Genomic DNA, 13,296 nt, shown 5'->3' with positions numbered 1-13,296 from the left:
AGCCGTACTCATGCCGCCGTCCACCCGCTCGGCCAGCATGGGGCTTCACGAGGAGGAGCCCCCATGACTGCTGTCCTGCACTCCGCCGTTCCGCGGCGGCGGCTGCCCGCCCTGCTGGCCGTCGCCGTGGCACTGGGACTGGCCGCCTCGGCCTGGGGCGCGCGCGATCGCACCACCTGGTTCCTGGAGACGGTGTGGGTGCTGGCCGGGCTGCCGCTGGTGGTGCTGACCTGGCGCCGCTTCCCGCTGACGAACCTGCTGTGCTGCCTGCTGGCCGCCCATGCGCTGGTCCTGGCGGTGGGCGGCCACTACACCTACGCGCAGGTGCCGCTGGGCGACTGGGTGCGGGACACCTTCGGCCTTGCCCGCAACCCGTACGACCGTTTCGGCCATCTGATGCAGGGCTTCGTACCGGCTGTTCTGGTACGGGAGTTGCTCAGCCGTACCTCGCCGCTGCGCGGCAGCCGCTGGCTGGCGCCGCTGACCGTGTGCGCGTGCCTCGCCTTCAGTGCCGTCTTCGAGATGCTGGAGTGGCTGGCCGCGGTGACCGGCGGGCATTCCGCGGATGCTTTCCTGGCCACGCAGGGCGACGTGTGGGACACGCAGTGGGACATGTTCTGCGCACTGATCGGCGCCACGGTCTCGGTGCTGCTGCTCTCCCGCCTGCACGACCGGCAGCTCGACGCCCTGGGTGTCACTCCGTATGGCGGCGCCGGGTCCACAGCGGCACCGCGTACCAGCACAGCGCGTACCACGCGACCACTGCCGTGACGAGCCAGGGCACGGCCCCGTTGTGGGTGGCGACCCGCAGGATCAGCAGCAGCGAGGAGGTCATGGTGGCGAGCAGGAGCGCCAGGCCGACGAAGGTCATCCGGGAGGCCCACTCCACGGCCTGCGGCTTGACCCGCCGCCCGGACACCAGGCGGTGCAGGGAGACCGGCCCGATCAGCGCTCCGGTCGCGGCGGCGCCCAGCACCACCGTCACGATGTAGATGGTCTTGTCGGTGTGCGCCAGCGAGTCGTACTTCTGCTGGAACACCACGGTGAGCAGGAAACCGAACAGGATCTGCACCCCGGTCTGGGCGACCCTGACTTCCTGGATCAGCTCACCCCACTTCCGGTCGGCCCTCTCCTCCTCGGTCTCGTGCCGCCCCCACTCGTTCAGTTCTGCTCTGCTGTTTGTGGCCGGCAAGGTTCCTCCCGGCTCGATCGCCCCGGATGCCTGTCCTGACCCGGGTTCCCTCTTCGCGCGGAATTGACCGGCCCCTGCGCAATCGGCCCCTGTTTGGGCGATCAACAGACGGTTACACGGAACGCATGGCGTACGACGACCACCCGAGGAGTCCGACGACCATGTCCGGCAGCGAGCTCACGGTCACCGTCAGCGGCGGCACCGCCGCGGACGCACGCGCAGTCGTGCGGGTCCTGGAGCCCGCCTTCGGAATGCCGAAGGAGGAGCTTCCCGCCGACGACGGGGTCACCGTCCACACGGCGAGGTTCGAACACGATCCGGCAGGCCGGCCGTCCGAGTCCGGTCCCGGCGGCCATCTGTCCGGGGCGGTGACGCTGACCGTGCAGGGTTCCCCCACGGCGGTGGCGCAGGCGCGGGAGACGCTCACCCACGCCTTCACGGCCCAGGACCAGGGCTCGGTCTCCGGCGACCAGGAGGAGGAGTGGCAGCTGCTCCTGGAGCCGTGAGCCGATTGCCGCGGTTACCAGCGGGCTTCCACCTGGTCCTTGATCCGGCGGTCGTAGAGGTCGCGGATCGCGGTGAGTGTCTCGTCCGTGAGCGGCGGGAGCTTGGCGGCGGCCGCGTTGGCGCGTGCCTGCTCGGGTGAGCGGGCGCCGGGGATCACGGTGGTCACGCCGGGCTGCTGCACGATCCAGCGCAGCGCGAGCGGGGCCGGGGTGTACCCCTCGGGCGCGAGCGCGGAGAACTCGGCGGCCGCCTCGACGCCCGTCGTGTAGTCGACGCCGGAGAAGGTCTCGCCGACGTCGAAGGACTCGCCGTGCCGGTTGTAGGTGCGGTGGTCGTTGGCGGGGAAGACGGTGTCCTTGGTGTACTTGCCCGACAGCAGACCGGAGGCGAGCGGGACCCGGGCGATGATGCCGACGCCGGCCTCCTGCGCGGCCGGGAGGACCTCGCGCAGCGGCTTCATACGGAAGGCGTTGAGGATGATCTGGACGCTCGCCACGTTCGGGCGGGCGATCGCGGTCAGCGCCTCGGCGCAGGTCTCCACGCTGACCCCGTAGGCCGCGATGCGCTCCTCCTCGACCAGGGTGTCCAGGGCGTCGAACACCTCGTCCGTGGAGTACACGGGCGTGGGCGGGCAGTGCAGTTGTACGAGGTCGATGCGGTCGACGCCGAGGTTGCGCCGTGAACGGTCGTTCCAGGCGCGGAAGTTGTCGAGGACGTAGTTCTCGGGGATCTGCTCGACGCGGCGGCCCATCTTCGTGGCGACCAGCACATGCAGGTCCGGCCTGCCGCTGAGGAACGCGGCGATGGTCTGCTCGCTGCGCCCGTCGCCGTACACGTCGGCGGTGTCGAAGAAGGTCACCCCCGACTCGGCCGCCGCCTCCAGCACCGCCAGGGCTTCCTTGTCGTCGACGTCTCCCCAGTCGGCGCCCAGCTGCCATGTGCCCAGACCGACGACGGATGCGTGCTGACCCGACCTACCGAATGTGCGCTCTTCCATGGGGGCAGTCTGTCATCCGTCACGCCTGTGCACGGAACCGGCCGCTCCGGAGCGCCACCTGGGAAACATTCACTCGGACGAGTGATGGTATTGGACACGAATCCTGCACGTGTCAACGGACCCCTAGCGTGAACCCGTGACTGATCGTTCAGCGAGCAACTCATCGTCCGGGTCGTCGGAGAACTCGTCGTTGAGCCGCCGCGGTTTCCTTGCGGGCGCGGCCGCGCTGGCCGCCGTCCCCGTGCTGATCGCGGCCGATCCGGCCCTCGCCGCGCAAGAGCTGCCGGACTTCCCCGCGGATGTCGCCCTGTATCGCTCGGCCTACCGCAACTGGGTCGGTGAGATCACCGCGGACGGGCTCTGGGCCTGCGCTCCGGCCGCCGCCGGTCAGGCGGTCGAGGTCGTCAACTGGGCCTGGCGGCACGGGTGGCGGGTGCGTGCCCGGGGTTCCGCGCACGGCTGGTCGCCGCTGACGATCACCGAGGGCACCAGGTCGGACGCTCCCGTTCTCCTCGTGGACACCGCCCGTCATCTCACCGGCCTCGCACTGGAGTCGGCGACCGCGGTGCGCGCCGGCACCGGCGTCGCGATGGAGGCCCTGCTCACCTATCTGGAGGAGCACGGCCTGGGGGTCACCGCCGCGCCCGCTCCCGGTGATCTCACCCTGGGCGGCGCGCTCGCGGTCGACGCGCACGGCACCGCCGTACCGGCGCGGGGCGAGCAGCGGCTGCCCGGGCACACATACGGCTCGCTCAGCAATCTGGTGCTGTCGTTGACGGCGGTGGTGTGGGACGAGACCTCCGGAGCGTATGTGCTGCGGACGTACGAGCGCGACGAGACGGACTGTGCCGCGCTGCTCACCCATCTGGGCCGTGCGCTGGTGACGGAGGTCGTGCTGCGGGTCGGCGCCAACACCAGTCTGCGGTGCGTGAGCCGTACGGACATCCCCGCAGCCGAACTCTTTGCGGCGCCCGGCTCCGAGGGGCGCACCCTCGCGAGTTACCTCGACACGTCGGGACGGGTGGAGGCGATCTGGTTCGCCTTCACCGAGTTCCCCTGGTTCAAGGTGTGGAGCGTGACGCCGACGCGGCCGCTCACCTCCCGGCATGTGACATCGCCGTACAACTATCCGTTCTCCGACAACGTCCCGACCGTGGTGGCGGACCTGGTCGGGCGGATGACCTCGGACGCGGCCTGGTATCTGGCTCCGGTGCTGGGCAACGCGCAGTACGACGTGGCGGCGCTCGGGCTGGTGGCGACGCTGTCGGCGGACATCTGGGGGCCGTCGAAGAACACCCTGCTCTACATCAGGCCGACCACGCTTCGGGTGACCGCGAACGGCTACGCCGTGCTCACCACGCGGGCCCAGGTGCAGCGCGTGGTCGCCGAGTTCACGTCCTTCTACCGGGAGCGGCTCGCCGCGTACGCGGCGCTGGGCCGCTTCCCGGTGAACGGTTCGGTGGAGATCCGGGTGACCGGCCTCGACGACCCGGCCGATGCCGGACTGGAGGGTGCCCGCGCGCCGTTGCTGTCGGCGCTGCGGCACAGCGACACCCACCCGGAGTGGGACACGGCGGTGTGGCTGGACGTCCTGACGCTGCCGGGCACGCCGTACGCGGAGGCGTTCCTGCGCGAGCTCGAACAGTTCCTGCTGCGCACGTTCGACGGGGAGCACGCGCTCACCCGGGTCGAGTGGTCCAAGGGCTGGGCCTACACGGACGAGGCCGCCTGGAGCGACGAGGAGGTGCTGGGCACGACGGTGCCCGCGTCGCTGGGCGAGGCGGCCTGGGGGCAGGCGGCCGGCATCCTGGACCGGCTCGACCCGCACCGCGTGTTCGGCAACGGGTTCCTGGACCGGTTGCTGCACTGAGCGGCGCCTTTGCCGTCGGCATGGCTACGGCCGTGGGGTGCCTGCGCCCGGTGTGAGGTGCGCCTGCAGCGCGGGCGCGTAGCGGGCCACGATCTCCTCCAGCGCGGCGCCCCGCACCTGGGTGCCGCGCGCGATGCCGTACATCACCCCGAGGCCCAGCAGGTTCGCGACGGCCAGCTCGGCTCGCAGGCCCGCATCGGGGCCGTCGAGGCGTTCGGTGAGGCGGTCGGTGACCTGGGTGCGGAAGTTGGTGCGCAGGATGTCGCCCTGCGCGCCGTGCAGGGGCGCGAAGACGATCCGCAGGAGCGGGTCGGCGCCCTCTTGCGACTGGCTGACCAGCACATGACGCACCATGTGCCGGCCGAGCTCGTCCAGCGGCGCGTCCAGCAGGGCGTCGGCGTCGGTCTCGAAGGACATGACGCGGGCGAAGAGGGTGTCCTTGTTGCCGAAGTACTTCAGGATCAACGGCGGGCTGACACCGGCCCGTTCGGCGACCGCCTTGAGCGTGATGTCGGCGTGGGCGTGCCGGGCCAGCAGGTGGCGGGCCGCCTTGAGGATGGCCGCCTTGGTCGCCTCGGCGTCCCGGCGGGCAGGCGCGGAGGTGGTGGGGGGAGTGCTCACGGCACTCATGCTCCCTCCAGCGCCTCGTCCTGGGGATCCGGGGTCCGCTCGCGGGCTCGGGGTGTCCCGCCCCTCTTCGCGTCGCCGGGGATGGTGAGGGCCGCGGCACTGGCCGCCAGGGCGACCGCGCCGGCGATGCCGAAGGCGAGCAGATAGCCGTGCAGGGTGGGCACGGGGACTGAGCCGACGAGGCTGGTGTGGTGGACCAGTACGGCGGCGACGGCGGAGCTGGAGACGGCCTGGCCGATGGTGCGCATCAGGACGTTGACGCCGTTGGCGGAGGCGGTCTGGTCGGCGGGGACGGCACGCAGAATCAGGGTGGGAAGGGCCGAGTAGGCGAGGGTGGTGCCGGTGGACACCACCGTCGCCCCCAGGATGATCATCCAGAGGTCGCGGCTGTCGGCGATGCGCACCACGTAACCGCAGGCGATGACCGCCGCCCCGAGTGCAAGAGTGATGCGGGGGCCGCGGGCGGCGGAGATACGGGCCGAGAGGGGTGAGAACAGCAGCATGGTGACGCCGCCGGGCAGCAGACACAGGCCCGTCTGCACGATCGACAGCCCCAGTCCGTATCCGGTGGCCTTGGGCGCCTGCACGAGCTGGGCGGTCACCAGCGAGTTGGCGTAGAAGGCGAACCCGGTGAGCAGCGCCGCCACGTGCGACAGGCCCACACGCGGCCTGGACACCAGCCGCAGGTCGACCAGCGGGAGTTCGGTGCGCAGCTGCTGCCACCACCACAGGGCGAGTACGACGACGGCACCGAGGAAGAGACCGACGACACGGGTGCTCCCCCATCCCCACTGCCCGCCCTGCGAGACACCCAGCAGCAGACACACCAGCCCTACGGCCAGCCCCAGCGTGCCCGTTATGTCGAAGCGGCCGGGCTGCCGTACGGGCGACTCCTTGACCACCCACAACACCGCCGTCACGCCGAGCGCGCCGAGGGCGCTGGTCAGCCAGAACATGGTGTGCCAGTCGGCGTACTGCACGACCAGCGCGGCCAGCGGCAGGCCCAGGGCGGCGCCGATGCCCACGGTGGAGCTCATCAGCGCCACCGCGGAGCCCCGGCGCTCCGGCGGCAGCTCGTCGCGCAGGATGCTGATCGACAACGGCACCACGGAGGCGGCGGCGCCCTGCAGGGCGCGGGCCGCGATGAGGACGACGATGTCGGACGACAGGGCGCACATCACCGAGCCGACGGTCATCAGGACGAGGGCCGACGTCAGCACCCTGCGCTTGCCGTACATGTCGCCGGCCCGGCCGAGCACGGGGGTGAGCACGGCGCCGGACAGCAGGGTCGCGGTGACCATCCAGGAGACCGTCCCGGCGGAGGAGCCCGTCAGCCGCGGCAGATCCGGCAGGAGCGGTACGACGACGGTCTGCATCACGGCCATCAGGATGCCGCCGAACGCCAGCACCGGAATCGTGAGCCGGTCACGGACCATCGGGACTCCAAGCGGTTGGTACCGGAAACAAAAGGTGAATGACGATTCACCATAGCGGGTGAATGGCAATTCACCCAAGAGGAATCCTGTGCACGGCCGGCTGGGTCGTTGATCACTGATGCGGATCACGCCAGTTCTGCGAGGTGAGACAGGCCACTGGCGGCGCAGGCGCCCGCGAAGGATCACCTCGAGCAGGGGGCACTCGGGAAGGAATTCCCCGTTCCGGGGGCAGGTGGGCCCCCACCTAGGCAAGATCGACTTCGTTCAATCTTGCATGACATGTACAGAATTGTCCTGATCACGGCCAACCACTCTCGGGAGATTTCTCCCGTTCGCCGCGGGGCCGATAGGCATTCCGGGTCGTCAATCGAACGCACCCTGGAGACCCGTATGCCGACCCTGACCCGAAGGCGCGCGCTCACCGCGGCGGCCGCCCTCACCGCGGCCGCCGCCCACACCGCCGCCGCGCCTGCCGCGACCGCCGCGGACCACCAGCACCCCGGCTCCCCCGAGCCGTTCGACGAGGTCTACAAGGGCCGCCGGATACAGGGCCGGCCGGCCTCCGGGGGCGGCCACCACCACGGCATGGGCTACACCGTCCTCGTCGACGGGGTCGAACTGCACGTGATGCAGAACGCCGACAGCACCTGGATCAGCGTCGTCAGCCACTACGCCCCGGTGCCCACGCCGCACGCGGCCGCACGTGCCGCCGTCGACGAGTTGCAGGGCGCCCGGCTCGTCCCCCTTCCCTCCAACTGACCCGTTCCGCAAGCCCTTTGGGAGCACCTGCAGCATGACCGTCCGCAAGAACCAGGCGAGCCTGACCCCCGACGAGAAGCGGCGCTTCGTCGCCGCCCTCGTCGAACTCAAGCGCAGCGGCCGCTACGACGCCTTCGTCACCACCCACAACGCCTTCATCCTCGGCGACACCGACAACGGCGAACGCACCGGCCACCGTTCACCGTCCTTCCTGCCCTGGCACCGAAGATTCCTGCTGGACTTCGAGGGCGCACTGCAGTCGGTGGACGCGTCGGTCGCGCTGCCCTACTGGGACTGGAGCACCGACCGCTCGCCGCGTTCCTCGCTGTGGGCCCCGGACTTCCTCGGCGGCACCGGGCGCGCGCGTGACGGCCAGGTGATGGACGGCCCGTTCGCCGCGTCCGCCGGCAAGTGGCCGATCAACGTACGGGTCGACGGCCGTACGTTCCTGCGTCGCCAACTGGGCGTGAACGTCAGGGAGTTGCCGACCCGGGCCGAGGTCGAGTCGGTGCTGTCCACGGCGACGTACGACATGCCGCCGTGGAACAGCGCCTCGGACGGTTTCCGCAACCACCTGGAGGGCTGGCGCGGCGTGAACCTGCACAACCGGGTCCATGTCTGGGTCGGCGGACAGATGGCCACCGGGGTCTCCCCCAACGACCCGGTGTTCTGGCTCCATCACGCCTACGTCGACAAGCTGTGGGCCGAGTGGCAGCGGCGCCACCCCGGCTCCGGCTATCTGCCGGCCGCCGGAACACCCGACGTGGTCGACCTCGACGAGACGATGAAGCCGTGGAACGACGTACGGCCCGCCGATCTGCTGGACCACAGCGCCCACTACACCTTCGACACCGACTGACGGCCGCAGCCGGCGGTGTTTGGTCAGCAGGTCAGGGGTACCCGCGTCGGACGCAACCGACGTAGAGCGAAGGAGGAGTTCGCCCGTGTCGCAGGTCGAGGAATCCATCGAGGTCGGCGTCCCGGTGCACACCGCCTACAACCAGTGGACTCAGTTCGAGACGTTCCCCGAGTTCATGAACGGCGTGGACCGCATCGAACAGCGCACCGACACGCTCACGCACTGGGTGACCAGCGTCAACGGCGTGCACCGCGAGTTCGACGCGGAGATCACCGAGCAGATCCCGGACGAGCGGGTCGCCTGGACGACCGTCGCGGGTCAGGCCCGGCAGGCCGGGGCGGTGACCTTCCACCGCCTCGACGACAACCACACCAAGGTCATGCTGCAGATGGACTTCCATCCGGACAGCATCACCGAACAGGTCGGCGACAAGCTCGGCTTCGTGAAGCGGCAGACCAAGGGTGACCTGGAGCGCTTCAAGAAGTTCATCGAGTCGCGCGGCCAGGAGACCGGCGAGTGGCGCGGCGTGGTCACCTGACCCCCGCCCGGCCCTGAACGGTGTGCCGTACGGCCCCGGCCCTAACCGGCCTCCGCCGTACGGCACTCCGGGTGTCCCCAGCCCTGCCCGTTCTTGGCGATGGGCTCGCCGGCCGCATAGGAACGGCCGCACGGGCAGCGGCCCGGGAACTTCGCCTTGATGGTGCGGGACGACGAGCCCGCACGCTGCCGGGAAGCGGTCGGCTTGCGGCGCGGGGCGCTCGCCTTCGGGGTGTCCGGGGAGGGCGGCGGCGCCGGTGAGCCGAGGTCGCTGCCCGCGGGCTCCTGGACCTTGGCGGCCTGGCTGGCGGCGCGGTCGGCGAAGTCGTTGAGCGGGTCGCCGTCGACCTGGTGGGCAGGCACATAGCGGAACTCGACCGTGCGGCCGTCGAGCAGTTCGTCGATGCGTACGACCAGTTCCTGGTTGGCGACCGGCTTGCCGGCGGAGGTCTTCCAGCCGTTGCGCTTCCAGCCGGGCAGCCAGGTGGTGACGGCCTTCATGGCGTACTGGGAGTCCATGCGGACCTCGAGCGGGACGCCGGGGTCGGTCGCCGCCAACAGGCGTTCCAGGGCGGTGAGTTCGGCGACGTTGTTGGTCGCCGTGCCGAGCGGCCCCGCCTCCCAGCGGGCCGGGGTCTCGGAGTCGTCGGAGACCACCCATGCCCAGCCCGCCGGTCCCGGATTCCCCTTCGAAGCCCCGTCGCACGCGGCCACCACACGTTCACGCATGGCCTCGATCATGCCACGGGCGCACCGGGACCTCGACCACCGTCCGGCAGACGCCCCCGCAGGTCCTAGACGTCCTTCGTCTTCGGCATCTCTCCCTCGGTCCTGGTGAGGTCGATCACCGAGAAGCTCGCGCCCTGCGGGTCGCTGATCGCCGCGAACCGCCCGTAGGGGCTGTCCATCGGCCCGAAGCGCAGGACGCCACCGAGTTTGGTGGCCTTGGCGACCGCGTCGTCGCAGTCGGGGACGACGAAGTAGAGATTGATGTAGGACGGCACCTCGGGCGGGAACTCCTCGCCCATCTTCATCCGGCCGAGAACCGTGTTGTCACCGAGGTTGAACATGCGGAAGTCGACGTTGTCGTCGACGATCTGCTGTGCCGTGTACGGGAAGACGGCGCTGAAGAACGCGTCGGTCTTCTCGGGTTCGCGGGTGAAGACCTCGGCCCAGCCGTAGGCGCCCGGCACGGCGGTCGCCTCGAAGCCCTCGTGGGTGCCGCCCTGCCACAGGCCGAAGACGGCGCCGCTGGGCTCGCGGGCGATGCACATCGTGCCGAACTCGCCGACCTGCATGGGCTCCATCAGCACCTCTCCGCCGTTCTCCCTGATCCTGGCGGCGGTGGCGGCCACGTCCGGTGAGGCGAAGTAGAGGCACCACTGCGAGGGGGCCTCCTGGCCCGGCATCGGCGGTACGACGGCGGCGACCGCCTTGCCGTCCGCATAGGCCTGGGTGTAGTTGCCGTACTCCGACGACGCCTCGCCGAAGGTCCAGCCGAGGACATCACCGTAGAAGCTCTTCGCTCCCTCGACGTCGCCGAACATCGCGTCGGCCCAACAGGGGGTTCCCTCAGGTTGTACGGCCATGGCTGCGGCCCTCTCCCGAATCGGCGGATGGTCCGTTTCCTCACGCTAGTCATGCATGCGGTGAAGCGCGCGCCGAACGCCCGGGCCCGTTCCAGACTGGACGGACAGGGCCTCGGCAACACCTTCGATGCGGCGGACGGGGTGCGGAATGACGGACGGGACGATGCGCGCGTGGTCGGTGGTGACTCCGGGGCCGCTCGCGGAGCACGGACTGCACCTCGTGGAGAAACCGGTGCCGGTGCCTGGCGAGGACGAGCTGCTCGTGCAGGTGCGCGCCTGCGGGGTGTGCCGCACCGATCTGCATGTCAGCGAGGGGGATCTGCCGGTGCACCGGGCGGGGGTGACGCCCGGGCACGAGGTCGTGGGTGTGGTGGCCGGGGCCGGGGCGGAGGCAACCGGCTTCGCGACCGGGGACCGGGTGGGGGTGGCGTGGCTGCGGCGCACGGACGGCACCTGCGGGTACTGCTCGCGCGGGGCCGAGAACCTGTGCCCGTCCTCGCGGTACACCGGCTGGGACGCGGACGGCGGGTACGCCGAGTACACGACCGTGCCTGCCGCGTTCGCCCACCGCCTGCCGGACGGCGTCGACGACGCGGCGCTCGCGCCGCTGCTGTGCGCCGGGATCATCGGCTACCGCGCGCTGCGGCGGGCGGCGCTGCCGCCGGGCGGACGACTGGGTCTGTACGGGTTCGGGGGCAGCGCCCACCTGTGTGCGCAGCTCGCGCTGGCCGAGGGCGCCACCGTGCACGTGATGACCCGCGGGGCGGCGGCGCGGCAGCTCGCGCTCGACCTGGGCGCCGCCTCCGCGCAGGACGCGTACGCCATGCCGCCCGAGCCGCTGGACAGCGCGATCCTGTTCGCACCGGTCGGCGACCTGGTACCGGTCGCGCTGCGGTCCCTGGACCGCGGCGGCACCCTCTCGATCGCCGGCATCCACCTCAGCGACACGCCGCCCCTTCGCTACGAGACCGATCTGTTCTACGAGAAACAGATACGCAGCGTCACCTCCAACACCCGCGAGGACGCCCGCGAGTTCCTGACCCTGGCCGCCCGCCACGGCGTCCACGCCACCACCCACACCTATCCCCTGACACGGGCCGACGAGGCCCTGCGGGACCTCAAGGCCGGGCGATTCGACGGGGCGGCCGTACTGGTGAACGACCTTTGACCCCCTGCCGGAGATCCAGGTCCTTGTCATCGCAGGGTGGTCAGCGCCGCCTCTTGGTACGTGGCTCCGGCGTTCCAGAGCAGGAAGGAGTTCATTCCGTCCCCGGCCGCGGCTCTGATCTGGTCGGCGACTTCGGTGGGGCCGTAGTGGACGCCCAGGGAGAAGTCCTGGAGCCAGGGGACGATCGCGGCCCCGGTGCCCTTGACCTGCTTGGCGAAGTCGGCCAGCGACCGGTTGACGATCTCGTACGGGCTGTTGTTCGGACTGGCGACCCCGTACTCACCGGCTGCCCAGTGCGAGGGGTAGACCATGGGAGCGATGTAGTCGGCGTGTCGGGCCATGGCGGGAATGTCCTGGGCGATTTCGGTGGGCCGGGTGGCGGCGACGCCGAAGACGGAGACGCCGAGGTACTTGCCTTCGGGCTGGATGCGTCGCTGGGTCTCGGCGACGAACTCGGCAATGGACTCTTCGGGGGTCTGGTCGCCCAGGCCGGGGAAGCGCATGGTGGAGAGCTTCCCGTCGGGGCGGCGCACGTAGTCGTACAGGATGTCGTCGAAGCCCAGCTCGGCCGCTTCGGTGGCCAGGGCGATGTTGTACTGGCGGACCTCCGGATCGGCGAAGTTGGTGAACGAGAGTGTGCCGTAGTGGCCGCCGTCGTACGGGCTGCCGTCAGGGGCCTGGACCAGGCGGTGGTCCTTGCCCTGGTGGTGGGAGGCCTCGGCCAGGATGGGGTCACGGAAGGCGACGATCCGGCCGATGACGCGGGCTCCCATGCCGTGCAGGGTCTCGATCACCTTGTGTGCGTCGTAGCGGTTCTTCACGGCCCCGATCTCGCGGGCCAGCGGCACCGAGGAGTCGTAGCCGACCTCGCCGTTCTCGTCCTTGATGTCGAGCTCGACGGCGTTGAGCTTCTTGTCCTTGACGAGTTGGAGAACGGGGTTGCGGACCTCGGTCGAGGACCAGCCGATGGCGGTCAGGTGCGCGGCCCGGGTGAGGGGATAGGGCACGATCGCGTTCACGTGCTCGCGGGTGACGTTGCCGGCCGCGTCCGTGGCCGCCACCTCGATCCGGGCGGGGGGCTTCTCGAACCGGCGGGAGAAGGTGCCGTCGTCGCCGACGGTCACGGGCGCACCGGCCATGGACACCTTCACCTCGCTGGCGTCCTCGACCCGGCCGCGTACCGTCACCGGTGCGCCGGGTCCGGTGGCTTTGGCGGGCGACAGCCGCAGTTTCGGGGCGGTGGTGTCCACGGTGAACGTCCGGGACATGTCGTCCAGGAACGGCAGGCCGCTGCGGGAGGTGGCCGTCAGTTCGTGCTTCCCCTCGGCGAACGAGGGGATGTCGAGTATGAGGCGGCCGCCGGCTTGGTGGGTGTGCACCGGACTGCCGTCGAGCCGTATCTCCAGCCCGGCCAGGTCGGCCCCTTCCTCGGCTGTGACGGCAAGGCGCGGATTGCGGGCGTCGGCCCGGCCCAGCACACCCTTGCTGCTGAGCCCTTCGACCTGGAGCCGGCTGGTGGAGGACTGTATCGCGAAGGCCCCTACCGCCGCGCAGACCGGGACCAGCAGGGAAATGGCTATGACGGTGAATCGCGTTCGGAGTCGTTTTCCGTGCATGGTCACTCTGCCGTTCTCGAAAGAGGGTTCCTTGCGATATGACATAGCCGCCACGCCGTCCACCCGAGATGTTTCGAGCGGGTAATCATGCATTCGGCCCATCGTGCCGGGGTGTGGGTCACGGTGTTGCCCGAGG

At 70.3% G+C, this 13,296-nt stretch carries 14 protein-coding genes; 7 read left to right on the top strand and 7 right to left on the bottom strand.

Annotation, left to right across the window (positions count from 1 at the left end; genetic code table 11):
- Positions 1-63: 63 nt before the first annotated feature.
- Entirely contained in the window at positions 64-771 is a 708-nt protein-coding gene (locus ACIBW9_RS11990; RefSeq protein ID WP_398953827.1) for a DUF2238 domain-containing protein, read from the top strand.
- Here ACIBW9_RS11990 and ACIBW9_RS11985 read toward each other — a convergent pair.
- On the bottom strand, positions 695-1,192 hold the full coding sequence (locus tag ACIBW9_RS11985) for a DUF6328 family protein (protein ID WP_398953825.1): 498 nt from the start codon (positions 1,190-1,192) through the stop codon (positions 695-697). The two genes, ACIBW9_RS11990 and ACIBW9_RS11985, sit on opposite strands and share 77 nt — an antisense overlap.
- A 161-nt stretch (positions 1,193-1,353) precedes the next feature.
- On the opposite strand from ACIBW9_RS11985, the gene ACIBW9_RS11980 reads away from it, so the two are divergent.
- The gene (locus ACIBW9_RS11980) at positions 1,354-1,698 is read left to right on the top strand and encodes a hypothetical protein (RefSeq protein WP_398953823.1); all 345 of its coding nucleotides are present in this window, start codon (positions 1,354-1,356) and stop codon (positions 1,696-1,698) included.
- Positions 1,699-1,712: 14 nt separating this feature from the next.
- On the opposite strand, the gene ACIBW9_RS11975 is transcribed toward ACIBW9_RS11980, so the two are convergent.
- Positions 1,713-2,696 (bottom strand): aldo/keto reductase, encoded by a 984-nt coding sequence (locus tag ACIBW9_RS11975; RefSeq protein ID WP_398953820.1) that lies wholly within the window; start codon positions 2,694-2,696, stop codon positions 1,713-1,715.
- A gap of 136 nt (positions 2,697-2,832) precedes the next feature.
- Between ACIBW9_RS11975 and ACIBW9_RS11970 the strand changes: the two genes are divergently transcribed.
- On the top strand, positions 2,833-4,566 hold the full coding sequence (locus tag ACIBW9_RS11970; RefSeq protein ID WP_398953818.1) for a cholesterol oxidase substrate-binding domain-containing protein: 1,734 nt from the start codon (positions 2,833-2,835) through the stop codon (positions 4,564-4,566).
- Between the two features lie 24 nt (positions 4,567-4,590).
- Here ACIBW9_RS11970 and ACIBW9_RS11965 read toward each other — a convergent pair whose 3' ends face one another.
- Positions 4,591-5,196 (bottom strand): TetR family transcriptional regulator, encoded by a 606-nt coding sequence (locus ACIBW9_RS11965; protein WP_398953816.1) that lies wholly within the window; start codon positions 5,194-5,196, stop codon positions 4,591-4,593.
- A complete protein-coding gene (locus ACIBW9_RS11960) occupies positions 5,193-6,632 on the bottom strand; it encodes an MFS transporter (RefSeq protein ID WP_398953814.1) in 1,440 nt (479 codons plus the stop codon). The genes ACIBW9_RS11965 and ACIBW9_RS11960 overlap by 4 nt, the downstream gene beginning before the upstream one ends.
- A 390-nt stretch (positions 6,633-7,022) precedes the next feature.
- Between ACIBW9_RS11960 and ACIBW9_RS11955 the strand changes: the two genes are divergently transcribed.
- The 3 genes from ACIBW9_RS11955 (at position 7,023) to ACIBW9_RS11945 (ending at position 8,788) form a co-directional block, all read left to right on the top strand.
- A complete protein-coding gene (locus ACIBW9_RS11955; protein ID WP_398953812.1) occupies positions 7,023-7,391 on the top strand; it encodes a tyrosinase cofactor in 369 nt (122 codons plus the stop codon).
- Positions 7,392-7,425: 34 nt separating this feature from the next.
- Positions 7,426-8,250, top strand: a complete 825-nt coding sequence (locus ACIBW9_RS11950; RefSeq protein WP_398953810.1) for a tyrosinase family protein — start codon at positions 7,426-7,428, stop codon at positions 8,248-8,250.
- A gap of 85 nt (positions 8,251-8,335) precedes the next feature.
- Entirely contained in the window at positions 8,336-8,788 is a 453-nt protein-coding gene (locus tag ACIBW9_RS11945) for an SRPBCC family protein (RefSeq protein WP_344398215.1), read from the top strand.
- Positions 8,789-8,829: 41 nt separating this feature from the next.
- On the opposite strand, the gene ACIBW9_RS11940 is transcribed toward ACIBW9_RS11945, so the two are convergent.
- Positions 8,830-9,528, bottom strand: coding sequence for a ribonuclease H (locus tag ACIBW9_RS11940; RefSeq protein WP_398953808.1), 699 nt, complete (start codon positions 9,526-9,528; stop codon positions 8,830-8,832).
- Positions 9,529-9,581: 53 nt separating this feature from the next.
- On the bottom strand, positions 9,582-10,376 hold the full coding sequence (locus tag ACIBW9_RS11935) for a VOC family protein (RefSeq protein WP_398953805.1): 795 nt from the start codon (positions 10,374-10,376) through the stop codon (positions 9,582-9,584).
- Between the two features lie 163 nt (positions 10,377-10,539).
- Here ACIBW9_RS11935 and ACIBW9_RS11930 point away from each other — a divergent pair, with 163 nt between their 5' ends.
- Complete coding sequence (locus ACIBW9_RS11930) at positions 10,540-11,544, top strand: zinc-binding alcohol dehydrogenase family protein (RefSeq protein WP_398954004.1); 1,005 nt, start codon at positions 10,540-10,542, stop codon at positions 11,542-11,544.
- 26 nt (positions 11,545-11,570) lie between these two features.
- Here ACIBW9_RS11930 and ACIBW9_RS11925 read toward each other — a convergent pair whose 3' ends face one another.
- A complete protein-coding gene (locus tag ACIBW9_RS11925) occupies positions 11,571-13,160 on the bottom strand; it encodes a putative glycoside hydrolase (RefSeq protein WP_398954002.1) in 1,590 nt (529 codons plus the stop codon).
- Positions 13,161-13,296 lie beyond the last annotated feature (136 nt).

This window comes from Streptomyces sp. NPDC049541 (genome assembly GCF_044465725.1).
Lineage (GTDB): Bacteria > Actinomycetota > Actinomycetes > Streptomycetales > Streptomycetaceae > Streptomyces.
Note: the sequence above shows the minus strand (reverse complement) of the source record. Positions and strands in the feature narration are given on the sequence as shown.

Coding starts and splice junctions, on each gene's coding strand:
- ACIBW9_RS11990 (WP_398953827.1), top strand. CDS start 64: ATGACTGCTGTCCTGCACTCCGCCGTTCCGCGGCGGCGGCTGCCCGCC.
- ACIBW9_RS11980 (WP_398953823.1), top strand. CDS start 1,354: ATGTCCGGCAGCGAGCTCACGGTCACCGTCAGCGGCGGCACCGCCGCG.
- ACIBW9_RS11975 (WP_398953820.1), bottom strand. CDS start 2,696: ATGGAAGAGCGCACATTCGGTAGGTCGGGTCAGCACGCATCCGTCGTC.
- ACIBW9_RS11965 (WP_398953816.1), bottom strand. CDS start 5,196: ATGAGTGCCGTGAGCACTCCCCCCACCACCTCCGCGCCTGCCCGCCGG.
- ACIBW9_RS11960 (WP_398953814.1), bottom strand. CDS start 6,632: ATGGTCCGTGACCGGCTCACGATTCCGGTGCTGGCGTTCGGCGGCATC.
- ACIBW9_RS11955 (WP_398953812.1), top strand. CDS start 7,023: ATGCCGACCCTGACCCGAAGGCGCGCGCTCACCGCGGCGGCCGCCCTC.
- ACIBW9_RS11950 (WP_398953810.1), top strand. CDS start 7,426: ATGACCGTCCGCAAGAACCAGGCGAGCCTGACCCCCGACGAGAAGCGG.
- ACIBW9_RS11940 (WP_398953808.1), bottom strand. CDS start 9,528: ATGATCGAGGCCATGCGTGAACGTGTGGTGGCCGCGTGCGACGGGGCT.
- ACIBW9_RS11935 (WP_398953805.1), bottom strand. CDS start 10,376: ATGGCCGTACAACCTGAGGGAACCCCCTGTTGGGCCGACGCGATGTTC.
- ACIBW9_RS11930 (WP_398954004.1), top strand. CDS start 10,540: ATGCGCGCGTGGTCGGTGGTGACTCCGGGGCCGCTCGCGGAGCACGGA.
- ACIBW9_RS11925 (WP_398954002.1), bottom strand. CDS start 13,160: ATGCACGGAAAACGACTCCGAACGCGATTCACCGTCATAGCCATTTCC.